Here is a 20,111-nt window from a genome sequence, read left to right as displayed (position 1 = left end):
GCTCTTTTTATTTAAGGACACTTTTTGTATTGAATCAACTTTTTGTCATTTCGAACGGAGCGAAGCGGAGTGAGAAATCTCTGGTGTGTGGAAGTTCCGAGATTTCTCGCTGCGCTCGAAATGACTCTTTCAGGTGAAGGGCATACAGATTCCGGACGCGCTGCATCGCGAGCTTGCCGAGCGTCATTCTTCGCCGGAATGACAAAATGAAGGGGGTCATTGAGCCTGTCGAAATGCCCCCCTTCACGACACGGTGGTTTAGAAGGCTCAACCACCCTCTTTATTGCCTTATTTTCTGTCATTTCGAACGGAGCGAAGCGGAGTGAGAAATCTCTGGTGTGTGGAAGTTCCGAGATTTATCGCTGCGCTCGAAATGACTTCTTTAGGTTCTGTGCTAAACGAAGCGGTGGTTTCGACAAGCTCAACCACCTCGTGTTGTGGCGTACTGAGAGTCTGAGATTTCTCGCTGCGCTCGAAATGACAAAGTGAAGGGGGTCATTGAGCCTGTCGAAATGCTTGTGCTGAGCCTGTCGAAATGCTTGTGCTGAGCCTGTCGAAGTGCCCCCTTTCTCGACACGGTGGTTTCGACAAGCTCAACCACCAACGCCCTAAGATTTCTCGTCTTCCGATTTCACCAATAAAAAGTCAATCGTGCGGCGGCGTGGGTCAACTTCGTGGACTTTTACCTGAACCCGCTTGCCCAATTGCAGCCGCTTTTGTCGCCGCTTCCCGACAAGCGAATAAGTTCGCTCATCAAATTCATAATAATCATCGAGCAAGTTTTTGATATGAATCAGCCCTTCAACACCCATATCATCGAGCTTCACATAAATGCCGAATTCGGTTACGCCCGAAACAACGCCCGGATATGTATTGCCGATGTGTTCGGAGATAAACTCCACTTGCTTGAGCTTAATTGAATCGCGTTCGGCTTCGGTGGCGTTGCGCTCCTGATCGCTGCTGTGCTTGCATATTTCGGGAATCTCGCGAAGCAGCCGTGCGTGCCGCACCTTCGCAAGCTTTTTGCGTGCTTTCCGAAGCGTTTCATATTCAAAGAGCAACCGGTGAAAAATAAGATCGGGGTAGCGGCGAATCGGCGAAGTGAAGTGCGAGTAATACTCGAATCCAAGCCCGTAATGGCCGATGTTCTTTTCGGAGTAAATCGCCTTGGCCATTGTACGCAAGGTGATTTCCGAAACCATAAACTCCACCGGCGAACCCTTCACCTCTTCCAATAATTTTCGCAACGCCTTTGATGACGCGGTGTCTGAAAGGTTGCGGCTCTTGGAGATTTCAAGCGTGTAGCCGAGCTTCTTCACAAATGCAGCGAGGGTGCGAATCCGGTCGGGATGTGGGGAATCGTGGATGCGATAAACCGAGGGATAATTCTTCTCATATTCATCGTGCGGCTGAAAATGCTTGGCCACATGCGCTGCCACCGTGCGGTTAGCGAGCAGCATAAATTCTTCAATCAGCCGGTGGCTATCGAGCCGCTGTTTGCGAAAAACGGAGATGGGTTTTCCGGTGTCATCGAGTTTGAACTTGATTTCTTCGGTATCGAAATCAATCGCGCCTTCATCCATTCGCCGCTTGGTCATAATCTTTGAGAGCTTGTGCATATCCGAGAGCTCTTTGTAATGATCGCCTTTGCCGGCATTAAGAATATCTTGAACCTCTTCGTAAGTGAAGCGCCGCTTGGAGTGAATGACGGTTTTCTCAATCCAATAATCCAACACCTCGGCATTTTTATTCATCGTCACGAAGGTGGAGTAAGTGAGCCGATCTTCGTTTGGAACAAGACTGCAAATATTTTCAGATAGGTTGGAAGGGAGCATTGGAATCACACGATCAACCAAATAGACGGAAGTTGAGCGTTCTTGCGCTTCTTTATCGAGCTTTGAGCCTTCGGTGACATAGTGCGAGACATCGGCAATGTGAATGCCAATGATGTAGTTGCCATCTTTACCGTATTCGATGGAGAGCGCATCGTCGAAGTCTTTCGCGTCGTAAGGGTCGATGGTGAAGACGAGCTTCTGGCGCATATCAACGCGGGTAGCAATTTCATCCTCGTCAATCGTCTCTGAAATCGCATCGGCTTCTTTGACAACAGCCTTCGGGAAAGTTTCGTCGATGCCTTTGGAGCGTGCAATCGCAAGCACTTCGACTTTTGAATCTCCCGCGCGGCCGAGCACTTCTTTTACTTTTCCCGTCAGCGTTTCATTGTCTTTGAAATCGAGTTTATCGACAACAACCTTATCGCCATCCGTAGCCTCTTTGGCATCTTTCAGCGGAATGATAATGCTGACAAAGAGCTTCGAGTTATCGGGAACCAAGCGGAAAAATTTATTATGACGCTCGACTTTTCCGACAACTTCCTTAAGTCCTCGCTCAACCAAACGCACAATTTTCCCTTCGCTGCGTTTCGACCACGCTTCGCGCTGATACGGCGAGGTGAAAGGAACGAGCGTGACTTCCACTTCTACGGTATCGCCGTGAAGAATTTTCTTCACTTCGTGTGCGGGTACATAAATTTCTTCGTCGTATTCAGGTATGGTCACCAAGCCGTAGCCATTGCTGTGAGTGGAAATTTTGCCGATATATTTTTTGCCTCGTTCGAATTTCGGTTTTTTGATTTCGATTGCGGCGGCGGTTTCGGTTTCGATGACTTCATCGGCACCGGCTTTGCTTGATTTTGAAAGGCTGTAGAGCTTTTCGCTGTCTTTCTCTAAGCGTCCTTCTTCGTGCAGTTTATGAAGCACATACCAAAAGCCGGGCAAATCAGTGTCGCTGCCGTAGCCTAATTCGGTTGCAATGGTGCGAGAGCGAAACGATTCAGTGTCTCTCGATGAAAGAAAGTTGACGATTTCCGCGGCGATGCTTTTTTCGCCTTGCTTCATGAGGAAATCGCGAATGGCATCGAAGTCGTCGGGGCGAGGCCGCTCGGCACCGCGTTTGTTCCCTCTTTCAAATCGCTTATCGCGACGGTGTTTTTTGTTATTTGGCATAGCGATTCACAACTGAGTTGCGGTTAAGGATTGGAAGGAGAGGAATGACAAAGCAGAGAAAAAAAATTTAAGCCGAAGTTGAAGCAGCAAAGGAAGAGGAGGATACGCAGAAATAATATTTGGGTTAAGCGGCATGAATTGATTCAAATGCAAGACTGATAAATTTAATAAAGATAGGGAATTTCCGTTCATTTTTGAGGGGTCGTGTCCTCAAGAGGTTTCCTGTAGAAATCGGTAATCTGTAGTTTCTTTTGGCAGAGTGAAATTTCGTCGGGGTCATTGCTGGCGATAAGGCTGATGACGTGGGGTGCCGTGTCTTCCAAAAGTTTTTCAAATCGGGCTTTTCCATCGGTATCGAGTGTGGCGGTCGGCTCATCTAAAAAAAGCAGCTTTGCGGGTCGGGCAAACGCTTGAATGAGCCTAAGCCGTTGAATCATTCCCGAAGAATAAGTTTTGAGCATTGCATCTCTGGCGTGCCACAAGTTCAGGGTTTGAAACAGATGCTCGATGATTTCGAATTGCTCTTGATGGGTTTTCTTTATGCTTTGGCCTAAAGCAAATTGAATATTTTCAAGTCCTGTAAGTTCGTCATAAAAGGTTAAGTAAGGGCCGGCAAATCCGCTGTGTTTGAAGTATGATTCGCGTTCAAGAATAATTCCGTCAAAAGTTAACTGTGTTGTGCCTTCACTTGGGCGCATCAAGCCGGAAAGAATTTTAAGCAGGGTGGTTTTTCCGCTTCCATTTCTGCCGGCAAGTGCAAGCCGCTCGCCACGTTGAAGTGAAAAAGAAATATTTGAAAAAAGTGGCTTAAATCCATATCGTTTTGTGATGCCTTGGGCAATAAAGGAAATTGCGGAGAGTGAAGTGTCTTCAATGGGTGACGGATTTGACATAGCTTCTATTCTCCTTTGATTGAAAAGGTGGCAACATCGTCAGGCTTTTTACCTGCTTCAAACCGCGCTCGGTATTGCCTGACCGTGTAAATAATAAGGGGTGTGCCAAATGCGGTTGCCCAAAGCCAACGAATGACATCGGGTATAAATGTGAAATTCACCACCGAAAAAGCCGAAAGTGTGGCAATGTAAGACGCGCCCATTCTCGCGATATGATCGTAAAACCATTGATATTTCGAAGGCTGTAAGGTCATCCACTTGCGAAGATCTTGGACTCCCAAGACCGCACCAATGCCGCCAAAGACAATCATCACCACACCCAATTGAGCAAAATTGATGATGCCGTAAATCATCATCACAGCCGAGGCAAGTAGCATAACCACCGCAAGATCCCGATCCCATCGACTTCCATTGCCAGCGGTTCTCTTTTTTTGATAAAGTGCCCGATAGCCCGTTAGAGAGAAATAAAAACTGAAAATGGCGATTAAAAGAAGAAAATGATTGGTGCGAAGAATTGACATCCCCAATGCCGTGGCAGCAACAATCGCCATTCCCCAAAAATATATTTTACCTGACAAACGATGCTTCCTTCCGCCCTTATGCGTAACCATTGCAACGGGACCTGCGAAGAGCGCCGTGAAACCTGCAAGAATATGAATGGAACGCAAAAAATTAAAAATGAAATCGTTCATAATTTACCGGCAGATAAGTCAATGGTTTGCTGCGATTTCCAATCGTATAAAAAAAATTATTCAACTGGAAGGCTGGTTTTGAACGAAGAAATCAAGCTATGAAAGGTCTCCGTTTCTTTTCTGAGCGAAAGATTGACCGTAACACGCAGCGCCTTAAGTCCGTGAACGCCCTGCATATCTTCCAATTCCAATTCTTCCACTTCCTTTTGAAGGAAGCAGATGTTTTGAAGATACTGAATCATTTCACGGTATTCAGCAATCTCCCGCTGCTGAGAGTAAATGATGGCAATTCGCCCCGGCTGCGTGACGCGCTGCGATTCGCCTTTCACCACAGCTTTATCGATGCGTTTCTTCATAATCTCATAACGAATGTTATAAGTACCATCCACATCAAATTGCTTTTCATCGATATGAAATCGAATGGATAGCGGTGCGCTTTGAACTAAAATCAAGTGCGCGGTATCAAGCGGAACCGTAAGTGTTTCTTTCATTCGATCGGAAAGGCGTGCGACCCCGCAAATTGTCATGAGTTGCCACAGCCGCAGGTTGCGAGCATAAAGCGGGTCGAAACGGCCGTCGGGGCAGATCGATGCGCCGATATACATTGTATGGTCAACCCCATCAGTTTTATGACGCTCGTAATAATGCGGGAACATTTTTTGCGCGGCATCTTGCTCATGATCGAAATATCGAGCGATCGCTTCGGAGAGCGAAGCAACGCTTTCATCAAATGCTTTGCGCTTGTCATAGAGTAACCCAAGCCGCGGATCAATAAGTGATCGATAGGCTTCGATTTTAGATTTAATGGGTTTTGAAAATCTTTCGGCTTCGGGGAAAAAGGTTTCAATTTTATGTTTCAAAAACTCAATTGCTGAGCCTTCGTCGCCCGAACTTAAGCTCTTCTTAAAACCATCCATTTTAGAATTGAGATGAAAAATCATTTCTTGAATCAGCGGCAAAGGCTTTACTTTTTCTGCCATTTCAAGAATCTCTTTGGCGAGCTGCATTTGCCGAATCATATCGGCTTGAATGGCGGCATTGCGAAGCAAAGAGGAATTGCGAATATCTGAAACGCCGTAAAGTGGGTAAACATCGCGGAAGATGATTTCGTCCAAATCGGAATTCATTCCAGTGTTCTGCCGAGCGATCCACGCTTCAGCGGCCTCTTGAAATCGCCACTCCACAGAAGGGTGAATCACCGTAAATTTTTCACGAATCACCGCTTGCAGCTCGGTGTTGCTTTCTTCGTTGGCGCGTTTAACTGCCATTGAAAAGAGCGGAAGTACTTCTTTGAGCCGTACCACATTGATGGGGTTGATATCTCCGGCATTGGGCGAAGAGATTTCCAGTGCGCCGATCACATCACCTTGGTAATGAAGCGGAGCGATAAAGACATTGCGAACCCCTTTAATAAAAAGCTTCTTGAGCGAGTCACAATGATTTTCTGTGGGAATGTCATGAATATCTTCTATTAAAATTGGACGCGATTCCAAAACGGCTTTTGAGTGGATGGAATCTTTCAGCTCTGAAATGCTGAAGCGAAGTGCAGGAGAATTTTTTTTCCTAAGCGCTTCAAGTTCCTCATCGGCATTTTCACAATTATAATTAAGAACGGTAACCACATCTTTATTGACGGAAGCAAGTGCCATTCGTAAGTCGGGCTTATTCATAAGTGCACGAATATATTGGCGAAGGCTTGCAAAACGGGCATTGGAGACGATGGATTCCTTCTCGATGAGGTCTCGTTTTAACCCCGAAATCACTTCCTGATCAGTAACATCCAGAGCACTGACAATGGTAAAGCCACGGAATTCAAATTGTTCGCGCGGGATGAGTTCGCGCCAAACATTTAAATCTGAAAGGTTAGCAAAAAGACGTTTTTTTTCAGTTTCGGTCAGTGGCTTGACAGGGCCGTGGGCGATAATTTCGCAGAAGCGGGTATTGATAGAAGCGCGGAAATACCGATCAAGCAAAGTATCAGGGTCGATGATTCTGAAAATAAACGGGTATTGAAATTCTTGAATGTCAAGGCCATAAATCTGTTTTGCGATATGGGTAAAGGCTTTGAGTTCGCGGCCATAAGACATTTCCGATTCGTTGAGATTGAGCCACGACTGAATGCCGCCATTTTTACGAATCATTTTTTCATAAGGAGGTGTCGCATAAAATGATTGGAAATTAAACGGGATAAAGGCTGCCATATAATCGCTTTCCCAAGAAACAGGAGGGAAAACAACAGAGAACATTGTATCCAAAAGGCCTCGATGATTTTCAAAGCGTTCTAAAAATGCCTCAAGCTCCGCTTTATTATCTGAATCAATGGGCAGCAGGAGTTCGGGAATTTTCTTTATCTCTCGGTGGATGCTTTTGCCTAATGTATTTCGGATGGCATCGTCACGCTCGGCGAATTTTTCCCAATACGCCACAAGCGGTGAGAGCGATAGAGAGGTTTTAAAAGGAAAGTGAAATAGCGTGTGAGCGTCGGTATTTTTTTCTAAATCAACTTTAATGGAGGTTAACAATTTTTTAGCCGCACCGTTGGTGTTAAGATGATTCCCATTTTTTGGTGCAGAGTGAGCATTCGGTGTGGGTTGTTCGGGTAAACGCTCAACGCTCCACGGATCTTTTAACGAATTGGTCATGATGATACAATAGTTATTTGGCCGGCAGAATGACCGACGGTCAGTGAATTTACGCCAAGCCTAATTAAAAAGTTTTGGGTTTTTTTACGAGGGCTAAATTTACGATTAAAACCGCTGCTTTGCGGCTTGAAGGCACCAGAGGTGTATGGCTGCGGAAAGTGCAATGCTTTCAAAGCGAAATCTCATAAAGGGTTGTTTGGCTAAAAAAGCAAAAATTGGATTCTGATAGGTTACGATAGGGACCAGCGGGGCTGCAAAGTAGATTCCTGAATCAAGAATTGGTGATTGAAGGATGTGACGAAGTTTCGAAAAGGTCTCGCGGTCGTTCAGATGAATGGCTGTTGCAAGGGTTAAGAGAGACTCGTATCGCGACCTCGGAACCATTTTTTTAAATAATCTTTTCATCATCTCGATGTCTTCATCACTGAAAAAACCAGCCTTTACCAACTGACCTAAATCCACAGCACGCGCTAAAATGTAGAGTTGCAGCAAAGGAACAGGGTAATACCGAGTAAGAAAGAACGGGTGCGAAAGGATGAACTCATTTTTTAAGATATGCTTTATCCAACCTGCGGTTTCTTGTGCCCCCTCATGATTTGTAAATCCAAAACGGGAAAGAAACCATAAAATGTTGGCAGATACTCCCAAATCCAGCGTTTCAATTTTACCTAATGAACACCGTTCCCTTTCAGGAAACCAAGCCAAGTAAGCGCCATTCCAATTGCCTAAGATTCGCTGCGGATTAGGTGGAATGAAGTTAATTTCATCGCATCGGTAAAATGCCAATTCATTTAAGATTGGTTCAAAAAATTGCGTTTCATGAAGGACCAATTGTTGCACCGTTGTATCATCAGCATCGGGTGAAAGTGTGAGAAACTCAAACTTGGATAAAGTTGGTGCATTGGGAATGGTAGAACGCCCATCATTAAACGGCCAGTAATAGGCTAAATGACCCTTTCGATAAGCTAAAAGTCTGTGCTTTGCTTTTTCAATATGATCATTTAACGCTTGATTTTGAATAAAGCAGTGTTGTAATACCAATAAGATATTTGCAGGCATAAAGCCATTCAAATCAGGGACGCGGTTTAGATACACGCGCTCGGTATCCCATTCATGATTCGGGCCAAACCGCTCGATAAGGGTTTGAACTAAGAAGGTTTCGATATCGCCGGAAAAGCCATTTCTTGGTGTTAACATCGTCATGAATGAAAGCCAATATTAAAGATGAATGGATTCAATTTTAAACCGATAATAAAACCGATAGGAAAAGAAAATAAGGTTTTCGTGAAGAATTAAACTCAATTTCGAAATCGATAGCGTTGTAAACAAGAAAAAGAAAAGGCGAGCTGAAAATGCTCGCCTTACTTGAATAAATCAAAAAGATAGAAACGCTCAATACTCAATGGATTGAGCGGTTAAACCTTCCATCACATCGGTGCTTAAAGACGGCAGTGAGAAACTCACATAAGCCCCGAAAGAGAGACCGCTGAAATTCACATCCTTGAATCGTGAATCATTAACGATTTGCCGTGTATCACCGTTTTTATATTTGATTTCACCTAAAAATGCATCAAAGCCAAGCTTGTATTGTGCTGTAACGCCAATGCTAAGGTCTGGGTTAAAGAGATATTCTAAACCGGCATCGAGGCGAATTCCGGGTGAAGCAATGGTAACACTTTCAACTTCACGGAATACATCGAAAAGATTTCCGTTTGCCATCAAGTAGAGCGCATCCACACCGGCATAACCACCAAGATTAAAGTTGGCTCTTCCAAACCAGAATTTTTTCACAACACCGGCATACGCTGTTCCAACAAGGGGAGTAACCTCAATGGTAGAACTGGAGTAAGAGGCATTCAGGATTCCTCCACCTAAATCAACGACAAAGAAAAGTTGTGTTGATCCGGTAATTTTTGCAGCGTTAAACCAAATCCCCAATTCAACTCCAAAGTAAGAATCTGCTTGTGAGCTAATGGCATCAAAGGTTGCGACTTCGGGAACTTTTGTGGCGCCATACTTTGGGCGAACCACGACATCAATTCCCAATTGCGGGTGTTCATTAAGCGTTTGTCCTTCTTCGGCGCGGCCAATATAATTTTTCAATTCAGAAAGCAAAGCAGAAGAACTGGTGTTATCGCCCACCTTTTCAACACGTGCAAAACCGACACGCTTAAATACGGCTTTTCCCGATTCATCCTCTTCTTCTTGATAGACTTCAAAACCGTCATCAAGTCCTACACCTTCACGAGTGCCGAGTCCGGTGGTAAATTTATTTCCTTCTACCGAACGAACACCGCCCGCTAACTTGAAATCAGGAATCTTCTTCATTGCCTGAGCAATATTTTTTGCCCAAGTATTGGCTGAAAGCAAACGGGCATAAGTTGTACCATCGACCTGACGATTTTTGATCGAATACATATCAGAAACTTTGGCTGATGAATTTCCCGACTCTGGTTCAGGCGCAGATTCCAATGCTATGACGCGGTTTTGGTCTTCTACAACCTTAAACCATAAAACATAACCCTCCAGATTGACCGAAACGCTTCCTTCACTTGTTGACTCGGTGTAATCAGTAACGACGGGCAAATAAAGGTAGGCAGAGTTTAAGACTTGCTGAATATCGGCAGCCGTAAGTCCGGAACCCTTAAGCTTCTCAACGGCTGCACGTGCAAGTGCTTCTTCTGAAAGGTTGCCCTTTGCGCGTTCTTCTGCCACAGCCTTTACCACGGCAAGAATTTTGGGCATCACGGTTTGCTCCAAAGCAGTGGTGATGGCTTTTTCGGAGTAATCGGAGTTGCGAATTTTCGCCACGAATTCCTGAGAAGCCGATTCAGAGATTTGGTTGTAATCGAAGCGCGGCAGTTCAATATTGGCCTTCAATCGAGAACTGATAATCTTAACATCCGGATTGCCTTTTTTGACAATCACCGTGCCAAGCGAGGTCACCGATTTACGCACATACTTGCGTTCTTGAGCAAAAAGTGGCGAAAAAGAAGTGGTGAAAAGTACAAGAAACAAAAACCCCAAGGAGAGAAGCGAGTGTAAGTAACGTAACTTCATAAATTGGTTTCGAATTAAGTGAATTGAGAAAATGCAGCGACAGGCAAATTTACTGGATTTTCATTAAGCCCATCGATTTTTTTTAACGCATACGGTGTCTCACCACGTAGGTGTTTCTTAATCCAAAATTGCAAGAGAATTAGGTTGAAATTACAAATGAATAAGATGTCGCTCGCGATACCGCCGGTAATAAAGAAGGCTTGATGCCGCATAAAGCACAATCGTAAAGGCAAAAAGCGGTTCGTAGCCAACCCATTCAATCACAAACCCAGCAATAAAAGGCATCACGCTCCACGCCGCATTCCAAAGAAAATGATCTAAACTGCTGATTAACTGCCGCTGCGATTCATGAACCGATTCCATATTGTACTGGTCGATAAACGGGGAAGACATATTCATCAGTACATTGCGAAATCCCAAAGCAAATACAGCCCAAATGAGAGACTCCCCAAAACCCACGATCGCCATAAACGGCAATGAGGCTGCTTGAACCACAATAATGCTCCGTAGTACACCGAGCCGCTTTGTCACGAGTGGTGAAGCCACATACCCAAGCGATACAGCTGCTTGCACTCCGCTCATAATGCTTCCGATCGTAGAAGGGCTGAGCATAAAATCAGTTTTCAAAAAAAGTGGGATAAAAGGAATTGTAGCGCCGGCGCCAATTGCGACAAGTGTATGCGGGAAAATAATGCTGACCAATGCCTTTCGTGTGTGCCTTTCCGGCCAATTCGATTTGATATCACCATAAACGTGATGAAAAATCTTAAACGGAACTTGAACACCCAAAACCACTCTTTGAAAAAAAAGAGGAATCGCCTGCAATTTCACGAAGGTCTTTTGAGGGTTATTGGCAACGAAGTTCATCGGCAATGGATTCCGCTCAGCGTGTAGCTTTGAAAAGACTGCTGAAGAAGCAAGCATCACCACGGTGGATAAAGCAAGACCTAATTGATAAGATGCAACTGAAGAAATGGGGAATAGGATAGCAGATAAGATCCAAAAAAATGTTTCAGGCGAGTATCCACCAAGAAAATTACCAACCATTAACCCTGCCATCTGAAATGCGGAATTAAGCCCAAAGAGGTAAGGGCGCTCATGCTTTTCGGCCAAAGTCATCATGACCGACGCCGGTAGAATTCGCAACGATGCACCTGCCGCCCCAATCAAAACATTGTAAATTGGAATCGAAATCGGGTTTGACGAAGCCGCACGAGCGGAATAAAGAAATGCTTCAAAAGCCGCGCAAAAAATAAGCATTCTTCGGGGGCTAAATCGCTTGGCCATAAATGCCGAGGGTATGGCCATTAGCATAATTCCCAACGCAAGGGTGCTGACTGAACTACCGATAAAGGACTCTTTGAGTCCACGTTCCTTTAAATACAGATTGAAAAGTAAATCATTAATGGCCGTGCCGGTCGAAAAGAGAAAGGAGCCAAGAAGAAATATTTTTGCATCTCTCTGAAATCCGGCAATGTGGCGAAAATAAGCCCTCACAGCGTCTTCCCTTCTTTCGAAAGATGAGGTTTCAAAAATAGAATTCCTTTAAGCGATTGAATTCGAATGATTTCACGAACAGAAGGGTTATTGCTCGCGCTTCTCTCGCCTTGAAAAATCGGGCTCTCTTCTTCAGATATATCGGTCATAGCTGATTGGGCGTTCCTTGCTGAATTCGATAAGCGCTCAACAGAGAGTCGATTTCCATTCAAAGATTCAATAAAGAGCATCATTTCCATACACTTTACCTCAGGTAAATAAATCAGCTGAGAGGAATCTGTTTCAAAAGATTTTGTGGTTGTCCGTGACTGAACGGCATACTTTTCAATAAATGGAAGTAGGCTATATCTCAAAATAAGAGAATCACCGGTAACGGATTGGGTTGAAGTATGAAAGAAAAGAAGATCAGAATTTTCGATTGCGATTGAAACCGAAGTATCTGGCAATTGGGCCTTAAAGCGAAACCTTGGAATCGAATCCTTTCCGAATTCCTGTTCAAAAGTATCCCTTAAAAAAATGCCCTCTTGGTATCCTTTCAAAGGAATGCGAGGTATGGAAGAAAAAAAGTCGAAATAAAAAAAGCCGTTCATTGATGGCGTTGGGGAAACGCCTAAAGATTCTAGTATCGATGATTGGCCATCATCCCACTCTTTTTGATCTGAAGAAATACCCACTTCTGCAAAGGTAGCCTTCTTCTCTTTCGGAATAAACTCTGAAATCGCTGAAAGAGAATGATATGATCTTAAATAAGATACGGTCTCAAAAAGCTCTCTTCGGTCTCTTTCGGAAATTGATTGATCCCGCTCGGGTAAAATAAACTGAAGCTCTCCGTTAAGAAGCAATCCATTTGCACTCATGAGTGATTTCAATCGTCCCCATTGGCTTTGATAGCTCATTGGAATGGCTAAAAAGGCAATCAAAACAACGGCAATGGAAAGTGAAACCGGAATAAATCGAATACCTAAGTCTCCATTGTGATTGATTGAAAATCGCTTCAAGCGGAGTGTATAATGAAGAGCGATGAATAGGAGCCAAAGCGAAAGCACTAAAATGATGAACCGCTTTTCGGTTAAGCCATATTGATTCAACCGAAGCCCAATCGAAAGCAATTGCAACCCAATGAGTGGGAAAAGTGCAACATAAAACCATCGTGAAAAAATCGGAATCCATTTATTCTCAGTGTTATTGCGAATGGGATAAAGGAGAAGCAAGGTAAAGATTGAAGCCGTGGCATAAGAAATTACGAGCCACGAAACCCACCCTTTGGGTAAGGAAAAAAGAATGATAATCTTTGCCAAGTACGCATAAAGAATGAGAAGATAAAGCGCAACGAGCGGTAAGAGCACAAACTGTGTAAAGCGCTTCAGGCCAATTGGGTAAGGCGATTCTGCGGATTCTTTAAGAGCAATTTGCTCCGCGCGGGGCACACCTGAAAGGAAAAATATCGTGTTGAAAATCGATAGAATAGCAAAAAAAAGCTGTGCGTATCGGAAGCCTTTAATTTCCAAATCAAAAAGCTTTGTCAGCGCTAAAATCGCAATCGATAGACCCACATAAAGAACCCCTGAATAAAGCGCTGTGATGAGGCTTCTTAGGAAAAGCGTTTTGTTATACTCCCAGAAAAGTGATTCCGTCACTTGACGAGAGTCTTGCCCCCACGCCGTTTCACGCGTCAAAAACGGTGCGAATGCCACAAAGAGATGTGCAGCAAAAAACAGTGGCCAAAATCGAATGAAGAACTGCTCATTCCGAAATGCCTCGTTCCAAATCGCATAGATATAAAAACCCTGCAAAAGCAGAAGCAAGGTAGCCCAAGCAGTCTTTACGAGTCGCGAAATTAATTGTTCTGCCGCAATATGCCACGCTACCGAAAGCGGCAAAGCAATGGCAAAAGCAAAACAGGTACGTATCCAAATTTTATCCGGCTCATGTTCAATGGCAATGAAGGTGGTCACAAACAGCCCGAATGAAACAGTAACCGAAAGTGGAAATCGCTTTAGCGTTGAAGCGGCTTTCGCTTGTAACTCTTCAAGCGATGGTACGGTGAATCGCATATCAAATATTGAAATGGAATTGGATTCGTTATCGCCTTTTTCAATGAACCTAAAAAGCGATCTTGTTTAAATGACCGAAAAGATACAATCATGAAACTGAAATCGAGATGCGATTTATCAGTAGGTCTCCAACATTAAAGAAGTAAACCGGCAGAGTGAACCCGCGAAGGTAGAAAGGAAATTGGAAAGGTGAAAAAAGTGAAAAATGAAAAAATCGCATCGGTATTTCCCAAAAGAAAAATGCCCAATGCGATTTGACCAAATTGAATAACCTTGCAAGTGCTATGCGGCAGGTGATATTTTTCCTGAAATATTTGTGCCATACGAGGGCCTTAAAAACCAAAGCAATGCCAATATGATGCCTTGTGGTGTATGCACCAATGCGAAGTTCGACCAACTGATAATCTGCTCGGCGTTAAGCACTTCGTAAGTTGAAACAATGGCTCCTACAATCTGTTCAATCACGACCATCCACATCAGTTTTTCATACTTGACAACATCCGTAGCGATAATCGCATATCCAACCGCCAATACATACATCACCATTCCATATTGATGAAAGACATTGACCGTCAAAGGACTATCAAGATAACCCGACCAGCCATAAAGCGAAGCGCCAAGGTTAAGGAATACCGTTGAACCCAAAGCATTTAAGAGTTCCCACGCAGCCAAAAGCCACATTAGTGCCGAAAGCAATTTGATTTTGTTGTTATCCATTATTTTTTGCAGCGAATTGTTGATGATAATTTTTGAAAGCACAAGTTAAAAATTTATGAATCAGCTTTAGGTACAACCGCATTGAGCACAATAGGCTTACCAAAAAGCTGACGTATCCGTAACGAAGAAAAAAAGTTTTTCATGCGCATCATTCTCGAAACCATTAAGAGTGGGCAGAAATGCAAACACGCCCCACGCTTGCCTAAAACAGCTACCGATAACCCAACCACGAGGAAAAAACCTGCTTGTAAAAAATGCGCTTGCAAATCGGTGTAATCAAATCCAAAGGGAATCGCAATAGAATTCAAAAGCTCCGGACGAATAAGCCACGAAAAGGGTGCCCAAAGCACCGCAACCGCAAGCATGAAACCACGCCAAAAACTTGGGCTTAGTTTCCAACGCCTTTTGGCAAGCGGCTCTGCCCAATCTTGCGCCGCCCCAAGCCAACAGACCCAACTGCATACGATTGGACCGTTGGTAATGGTAATTACGATGATCGCGGTCCAAAAAACGCCGCCAATGACCGCCCAAGTGAGACTCGGAAGCCGCGTATCAATCAGCACCAAGTTGATAAAAACGAATATCGCCTGTACAGCTTGACGCTGCCGACGCACGGATTTCGACTCCGCTTCCGATGTCACACTTCGCATCGCGGTCTTATAGTTGAGGTTGAGTCGTCTTCACATCCGCTTCTAACCCGTTCAAAGTGTGAAGCCGAGGATAAAGCAAAAAGAATAATATGAATGTGATGACTTGAACCGAAGCCACAAGCAAAAACTGTGGAAAGAGAATGGTTCCAAAAGCCAATTCTACCGCCGCACTAAGCGCGTTAATCACTTGTTGCGCCATAATAAATACAAGCATTTGACGGTGAAACACGGGAAATTGTGATGTAAGCAATGTGAGCAGGCCAATGCCAAAAAGCATCACACCTTGCTCGCAGCGAACGATGCTGTTTAAGCGCATCGCGGCAACCAAATTCATCTCGGCAGTTTTATCGCTACTGATATTTGCAACGCCCACTTCCCAAAAAATGGTTGAACCAAGTGCCCACAAAATCCAAAGCACACCCGCAATCGCACACAAAACGCGTAAGGCAATGTGCTGAAAATGTGGCGCAAGTTTGATTCCAAATGCGACTTGCTGCACTTTGAGCGCGAGTCGCTCGGTTTCGTGCGAAAAGTTATTTTTTTGAGAGGGGCATAAAATGAGTAGCAACACCGCAACACCTGCTTCCCAAATAAGCACGGGCAAAAAATGCATGAGAGAAATGCTTGAAATCACAAGTGCATATACACCCAAAACAACCATCGTAAACCGAACCGCGGCAAAAGCACGAATGAAATTTTGAAATAAGACCGGGTTTGTTCCAAAAAGCAATGAGGTTAGCGCAAGCTGAATAACAAAAAATCCGTATTGACGAGTAATGGAATGGGCATAAAGAAAATTAGTCCCTTCTGTCGATGGCGTAGGTATTGGTGGTAAAAAAAATGGTGTTGAAGTTTGGGCGAAAAAAAGATTGCAGATAATAAACTCAATCAGATAAACGACAGCGGCTGAAATCAGCACAATCTTAATCGGTCTATCATTTTGAAAGGAAAGTGAAAAAAGAAATTGAGAGGAGTTGTTGTGCGAATGAAACACATTTGGGGAATTGATACTCATCGATACATCTTTTTACATCGCAGTTCATACTTTACTCCCAACTACCATAATTGGAGGACTAGAATACTCAAGACTATTTGCAAGCTATAAGTTCCTCTTGAGTTCCAAAGGCTTAAAAAGGGTATGGTTTCAAAAACGACGCGTAAAGGAGAATTCTCCCAATGGAAACGATATGCTAACTTCACGCGGTTTAACATTCATCGAAACAATCGACTCAATGGCCGTAAAATCCGTTTTTCCTGCGCTCGACGACAAAACACGCGCGCTTTTTGATCAAACTTTCCTTGACGCCGTCCGCTACGACGCCGCAGGGCTCGTACCCGTGGTTGCGCAAGATGCCGAAAACGGGAAAGTGCTTATGCTCGCCTATGCCAACCGCGAAAGTTTGGAAATCACGCTTCGCGAAAAAAAGGCGTGCTATTGGAGCAGAAGCAGAAAAGAATTGTGGCTCAAAGGCGCAACCAGCGGCCATTTTCAACACATCAAAGAAATTCTTATCGATTGCGATGGCGATGCCATCATCTACAAAGTCATTCAAGATACAGCGGCTTGCCACACCGGTTTTGAATCGTGCTTTTTCCGCAAGGTTACAGATGTTGGAACACTCGAAGCGGAGGGTGATTTAAAATTTGATGCACAAACCGTTTACGGAAAAAAAGGATAACGCAATGCCCGAAAAACCGCTTCCTGTCGAAACGCTGGTCAGCTCGAAATCGCGCGACGGCGTTCAGACAATGTTCAATGAAATTGCCCCGAAGTATGATTTTTTGAATCACGCCTTAAGTTTTGGAAATGATTATTACTGGCGGTTTCGAACGCGTTACCTCGCCTCTCAATTGATGAAAAAGATCAATAAGCCGGAAATCTTAGATGTTGCTACGGGCACCGGCGATCTCGCCATTGCATTGCGAAAAGTAAAGGGAGCGCGTGTCACGGGAGTCGATTTCTCCGAAGAAATGCTCGCCATTGCTCGAAAGAAAAATCACGACATTGCATTCATTTCGGGCGATGCGCTCAACCTACAATTTCCGTCGGAGCGGTTCGATTTGGTCACCGCCGGTTTTGGCGTGCGCAATTTTGAAGATTTAAGCCGTGGGCTGAAGGAATTTCATCGTGTGCTGAAGCCCGGCGGATATACCCTCATTATTGAACCAATGATTCCTACCTCGCCCTTGATTCGCCAAGCGTATTTAGCCTACTTCAAAAAAGTGTTGCCAAAGGTGGCCTCGCTTTTTGGTGGGTCATCTTTTGCTTATGATTATTTGCCCAAGTCGGTTGAAAAATTTCCGCAAGGCGAAGCGTTCTTAAAAGAACTTGGCAAGGCGGGATTTCGCTCCGGCAAAGTCATCACAATGACCCTCGAAACCGCGGTGCTTTATTTAGGCGAAAAATAAATGAGTACGGGTCAACCACTGAACAAAACGCCGGACCAAACGCCGAGTCAATCGCTCTCGCAGCCATTAATGATTGAAGGCGACGCCGGCAAATTGGAAGCCATCTTAAACCCCGCCGAGCGCCCAAAGTTTCTGGCTGTGGTTTGCCACCCGCATCCACTCTACCAAGGCACAATGCACAATAAAGTGGCCGTAACCATTGCCCGCGCCTTGGTTGAAACAGGCGGCGCGGTGCTGCGCTTTAATTTTCGGGGTGTGATGCAAAGCGAAGGCACTTATGACCACGGCAATGGCGAAATACGCGATGCCGAGCGGGCAATCGAATTTATGCTGATGACTTACCGCAAATTTGATGTGCCCTTCATTCTTGCGGGCTTTTCCTTTGGCGCGTGGGTTGGGCTCCGACACGGCGCAGCGAACACACATGTCTCGCATTTGATTGGACTTGGCGTTCCAATGCGACTTTTCGATCCGGAGCGTGAAATGGTGAACCTCACCACCTGCACAAAACCGAAGTTTCTTTTGTGCGGTGAGCGCGATGAATTCTCTCCAATGGAAAAGCTAAAACCGTTTTTAGATTCCGTTGCCGAACCCAAAACGGTGGAAATCATGCCCGATGCCGATCATTTCTTCACCGGCCGCCAGCACGAAGTCAAAGCACTTATTGAAACTTGGGTCAAGAATTACGTTTAAGGCTTTATTGAATTTATTTTGAATGATTCTTAAAGGAATCTCTCATGCAAGTTTTTGGTTAAAAAGGGTAATTGAAGAGACATTTTATTCCCCTTATGCAAAAAGAAGAATTTGATGGGAACTTTTTTTTGTGATATGAAACAACCGCCGTGTTTTATCGTTCATTGACTTTACCTCACCGTTATAGCATTCAGTTTTTCAATTTTTTTGAAGTTCGGCGCCTTGCGCCAGTGGAATTTATTTGTTCAACACCGATTTCAGGCCAGTCATGCAGCATTGTTCTACGAAGTTTCTCAATAGATATAAGATTTCCTCACAAACCCAAAGCATTGGTGGTTTCCGTACCCTTTTGCGAGGTTTTCAATTATTTTTTGCCATTCTGATAATGGGAACAGCGGTTCTGCCCTCCAATCTCGTTACGCTGAAGGCTCAGAGTAACTCAACATCCAAGATTGAAACAATGACTGAAGTGAGGCGGTTAACCTTGCAAGAATGTATTCGTCTTGGAATAGACACCTCATTTTCGGTGATTCGTGCAAAGAATCAATTGGATCTAACAGGTTCACAATTGCTTTCTGCTTACGGAAATTTCTTGCCTAATCTTTCGGTCAATGCAAATTATACCCCTTACAACTTGAATAATTCTATTCAAAACTCTTTTCCTTTTGTTCTTGTAAACAATCAAACAGAATCCGCAAATTTTGCTATCAATAGTTCGCTAAATTTATTCAACGGATTTGCCGATTATGCGGGTCTTCAACAAGCAATCGCCAATGAAACCGCGCAAACCTACACGCTTGAACGAGCCAAGCAAGATATTGCTTTCGATGTCGCACAAGCCTATTTGCAAATTCTACTTAATCAAGAACTTTTGAAAATTGCGCAAGAAAACTTGAAGTCATCGCAAGAGCGGCTGCGCCAATTAAAAGAGCAAACACGGGTTGGTTCGAGAGCAATTGCCGATTTGTATCAGCAAGAAGCACAAGTGGGAGCCGATGAACTTTCTGTCATTCGAAATGAAAATTTAGTTCGCAATAGCAAATTGGCGTTGCTTCGAAGAATCCGACTTGACCCCATTAAAGACTATGAATTTGTTGCACCTGAAGTGGATACGATTCGGCTCGAGAGTACCTTCTTAGACCCCAACACTTTAGTTGATTCAGCTTATGTCAATCGTTCAGATATACAAAGTGCGATGGCTGCGTCTGATGCGGCTGAATTTGGAATCATGCAAGCACAAAGCAGCTATTTTCCTAGGCTGAATTTAAATCTAGGAATCAATTCAAATGGTTTGGCAATCAAGAATAGAGGTCAGGATTCAGTACAATTCCCAACCATTTTTAATCAATTGACAAATCAAATTAGTTATCGTGTAACAATTTCACTTAGTTGGAACATATTCGATGGATTTCAGCGCGAATTGCAAGTGGAACAAGCGCAAATAAATGCCAAGAACACGAAATTGAATCTTGAAGATCTTAAGCTTCAAGTGGTAACACAGGTCAAGCAATCGATTGGCGATTATCAAGCAGCGGTGCAACAGGTTGAAAGCAGCGAAAAGGGACTTAAATCGGCGAAACAAGCCTACGAAACCGTTCAAAAACGCTATGAAGTGGGTTCTTCCACATTTGTTGAATTGGCATCGGCTCAAGCGGCGTTGGTTCGTGCTCAATCAGACCGTGCACAAGCGCTCTTTAATTTTACTTTCCAAAAGAAAATTCTTGAATACTTCTTGGGCACCATCAGCATTGGTGATGAATTAAAAAACTAACCTCAAGGAAAACTTTACCGTTATAAAC

18 protein-coding genes are annotated in these 20,111 nt (G+C 44.2%); 4 read left to right on the top strand and 14 right to left on the bottom strand.

Annotated elements, in window-relative coordinates:
• Positions 1-11: 11 nt before the first annotated feature.
• The 14 genes from SFU91_04205 to SFU91_04140 form a co-directional block, all read right to left on the bottom strand.
• Entirely contained in the window at positions 12-302 is a 291-nt protein-coding gene (locus tag SFU91_04205) for a hypothetical protein (protein ID MDX2128219.1), read from the bottom strand.
• Positions 289-429 (bottom strand): hypothetical protein, encoded by a 141-nt coding sequence (locus tag SFU91_04200; GenBank protein MDX2128218.1) that lies wholly within the window; start codon positions 427-429, stop codon positions 289-291. The genes SFU91_04205 and SFU91_04200 overlap by 14 nt, the downstream gene beginning before the upstream one ends.
• The gene (locus SFU91_04195; GenBank protein ID MDX2128217.1) at positions 422-601 is read right to left on the bottom strand and encodes a hypothetical protein; all 180 of its coding nucleotides are present in this window, start codon (positions 599-601) and stop codon (positions 422-424) included. Before SFU91_04195 ends, SFU91_04200 begins: the two co-directional genes overlap by 8 nt.
• 7 nt (positions 602-608) lie before the next feature.
• On the bottom strand, positions 609-3,005 hold the full coding sequence (gene rnr / locus SFU91_04190; GenBank protein MDX2128216.1) for a ribonuclease R: 2,397 nt from the start codon (positions 3,003-3,005) through the stop codon (positions 609-611).
• 188 nt (positions 3,006-3,193) lie between these two features.
• A complete protein-coding gene (locus SFU91_04185; GenBank protein ID MDX2128215.1) occupies positions 3,194-3,898 on the bottom strand; it encodes an ABC transporter ATP-binding protein in 705 nt (234 codons plus the stop codon).
• A gap of 5 nt (positions 3,899-3,903) precedes the next feature.
• Positions 3,904-4,590 carry a DUF2306 domain-containing protein gene (locus SFU91_04180; GenBank protein MDX2128214.1) on the bottom strand — a complete coding sequence of 229 codons (687 nt, stop codon included), beginning with the start codon at positions 4,588-4,590 and terminating at the stop codon, positions 3,904-3,906.
• Between the two features lie 56 nt (positions 4,591-4,646).
• Complete coding sequence (locus SFU91_04175) at positions 4,647-7,232, bottom strand: GAF domain-containing protein (GenBank protein MDX2128213.1); 2,586 nt, start codon at positions 7,230-7,232, stop codon at positions 4,647-4,649.
• 105 nt (positions 7,233-7,337) lie between these two features.
• A complete protein-coding gene (locus SFU91_04170) occupies positions 7,338-8,435 on the bottom strand; it encodes a hypothetical protein (GenBank protein MDX2128212.1) in 1,098 nt (365 codons plus the stop codon).
• Positions 8,436-8,624: 189 nt separating this feature from the next.
• Positions 8,625-10,292, bottom strand: a complete 1,668-nt coding sequence (locus SFU91_04165) for a hypothetical protein (GenBank protein MDX2128211.1) — start codon at positions 10,290-10,292, stop codon at positions 8,625-8,627.
• 150 nt (positions 10,293-10,442) lie between these two features.
• Entirely contained in the window at positions 10,443-11,789 is a 1,347-nt protein-coding gene (locus SFU91_04160; GenBank protein ID MDX2128210.1) for an MFS transporter, read from the bottom strand.
• Positions 11,786-13,843 carry a DUF4153 domain-containing protein gene (locus tag SFU91_04155; GenBank protein MDX2128209.1) on the bottom strand — a complete coding sequence of 686 codons (2,058 nt, stop codon included), beginning with the start codon at positions 13,841-13,843 and terminating at the stop codon, positions 11,786-11,788. Before SFU91_04155 ends, SFU91_04160 begins: the two co-directional genes overlap by 4 nt.
• 282 nt (positions 13,844-14,125) lie before the next feature.
• A complete protein-coding gene (locus SFU91_04150) occupies positions 14,126-14,560 on the bottom strand; it encodes a hypothetical protein (GenBank protein MDX2128208.1) in 435 nt (144 codons plus the stop codon).
• A gap of 53 nt (positions 14,561-14,613) precedes the next feature.
• The gene (locus tag SFU91_04145) at positions 14,614-15,210 is read right to left on the bottom strand and encodes a 4Fe-4S binding protein (protein MDX2128207.1); all 597 of its coding nucleotides are present in this window, start codon (positions 15,208-15,210) and stop codon (positions 14,614-14,616) included.
• Between the two features lie 7 nt (positions 15,211-15,217).
• Entirely contained in the window at positions 15,218-16,225 is a 1,008-nt protein-coding gene (locus SFU91_04140; GenBank protein MDX2128206.1) for a hypothetical protein, read from the bottom strand.
• Positions 16,226-16,442: 217 nt separating this feature from the next.
• Between SFU91_04140 and hisI the strand changes: the two genes are divergently transcribed.
• The 4 genes from hisI (at position 16,443) to SFU91_04120 (ending at position 20,083) form a co-directional block, all read left to right on the top strand.
• Positions 16,443-16,889 (top strand): phosphoribosyl-AMP cyclohydrolase, encoded by a 447-nt coding sequence (gene hisI / locus SFU91_04135; protein MDX2128205.1) that lies wholly within the window; start codon positions 16,443-16,445, stop codon positions 16,887-16,889.
• A gap of 4 nt (positions 16,890-16,893) precedes the next feature.
• Positions 16,894-17,619, top strand: a complete 726-nt coding sequence (gene ubiE / locus SFU91_04130; GenBank protein MDX2128204.1) for a bifunctional demethylmenaquinone methyltransferase/2-methoxy-6-polyprenyl-1,4-benzoquinol methylase UbiE — start codon at positions 16,894-16,896, stop codon at positions 17,617-17,619.
• Positions 17,620-18,312, top strand: coding sequence for an alpha/beta family hydrolase (locus SFU91_04125; GenBank protein MDX2128203.1), 693 nt, complete (start codon positions 17,620-17,622; stop codon positions 18,310-18,312).
• A gap of 268 nt (positions 18,313-18,580) precedes the next feature.
• Complete coding sequence (locus SFU91_04120; GenBank protein ID MDX2128202.1) at positions 18,581-20,083, top strand: TolC family protein; 1,503 nt, start codon at positions 18,581-18,583, stop codon at positions 20,081-20,083.
• Positions 20,084-20,111 lie beyond the last annotated feature (28 nt).

This window comes from Chloroherpetonaceae bacterium, assembly GCA_033763895.1.
Classification (GTDB): Bacteria; Bacteroidota; Chlorobiia; order Chlorobiales; family Thermochlorobacteraceae; genus JANRJQ01.
The sequence above is the reverse complement of the archived record's forward strand: the minus strand, read 5'-3'. Positions and strand labels throughout refer to the sequence as shown.

Excerpts from the sequence above, each read along its gene's own strand:
- SFU91_04150 (MDX2128208.1), bottom strand. The coding sequence starts at position 14,560 with ATGGATAACAACAAAATCAAATTGCTTTCGGCACTAATGTGGCTTTTG.
- SFU91_04165 (MDX2128211.1), bottom strand. The coding sequence starts at position 10,292 with ATGAAGTTACGTTACTTACACTCGCTTCTCTCCTTGGGGTTTTTGTTT.
- SFU91_04140 (MDX2128206.1), bottom strand. The coding sequence starts at position 16,225 with ATGAGTATCAATTCCCCAAATGTGTTTCATTCGCACAACAACTCCTCT.
- SFU91_04125 (MDX2128203.1), top strand. The coding sequence starts at position 17,620 with ATGAGTACGGGTCAACCACTGAACAAAACGCCGGACCAAACGCCGAGT.
- ubiE (MDX2128204.1), top strand. The coding sequence starts at position 16,894 with ATGCCCGAAAAACCGCTTCCTGTCGAAACGCTGGTCAGCTCGAAATCG.
- SFU91_04145 (MDX2128207.1), bottom strand. The coding sequence starts at position 15,210 with ATGCGAAGTGTGACATCGGAAGCGGAGTCGAAATCCGTGCGTCGGCAG.
- SFU91_04155 (MDX2128209.1), bottom strand. The coding sequence starts at position 13,843 with ATGCGATTCACCGTACCATCGCTTGAAGAGTTACAAGCGAAAGCCGCT.
- rnr (MDX2128216.1), bottom strand. The coding sequence starts at position 3,005 with ATGCCAAATAACAAAAAACACCGTCGCGATAAGCGATTTGAAAGAGGG.
- SFU91_04180 (MDX2128214.1), bottom strand. The coding sequence starts at position 4,590 with ATGAACGATTTCATTTTTAATTTTTTGCGTTCCATTCATATTCTTGCA.
- SFU91_04170 (MDX2128212.1), bottom strand. The coding sequence starts at position 8,435 with ATGACGATGTTAACACCAAGAAATGGCTTTTCCGGCGATATCGAAACC.
- SFU91_04175 (MDX2128213.1), bottom strand. The coding sequence starts at position 7,232 with ATGACCAATTCGTTAAAAGATCCGTGGAGCGTTGAGCGTTTACCCGAA.
- SFU91_04120 (MDX2128202.1), top strand. The coding sequence starts at position 18,581 with ATGCAGCATTGTTCTACGAAGTTTCTCAATAGATATAAGATTTCCTCA.
- SFU91_04205 (MDX2128219.1), bottom strand. The coding sequence starts at position 302 with ATGACAGAAAATAAGGCAATAAAGAGGGTGGTTGAGCCTTCTAAACCA.
- hisI (MDX2128205.1), top strand. The coding sequence starts at position 16,443 with ATGGCCGTAAAATCCGTTTTTCCTGCGCTCGACGACAAAACACGCGCG.
- SFU91_04185 (MDX2128215.1), bottom strand. The coding sequence starts at position 3,898 with ATGTCAAATCCGTCACCCATTGAAGACACTTCACTCTCCGCAATTTCC.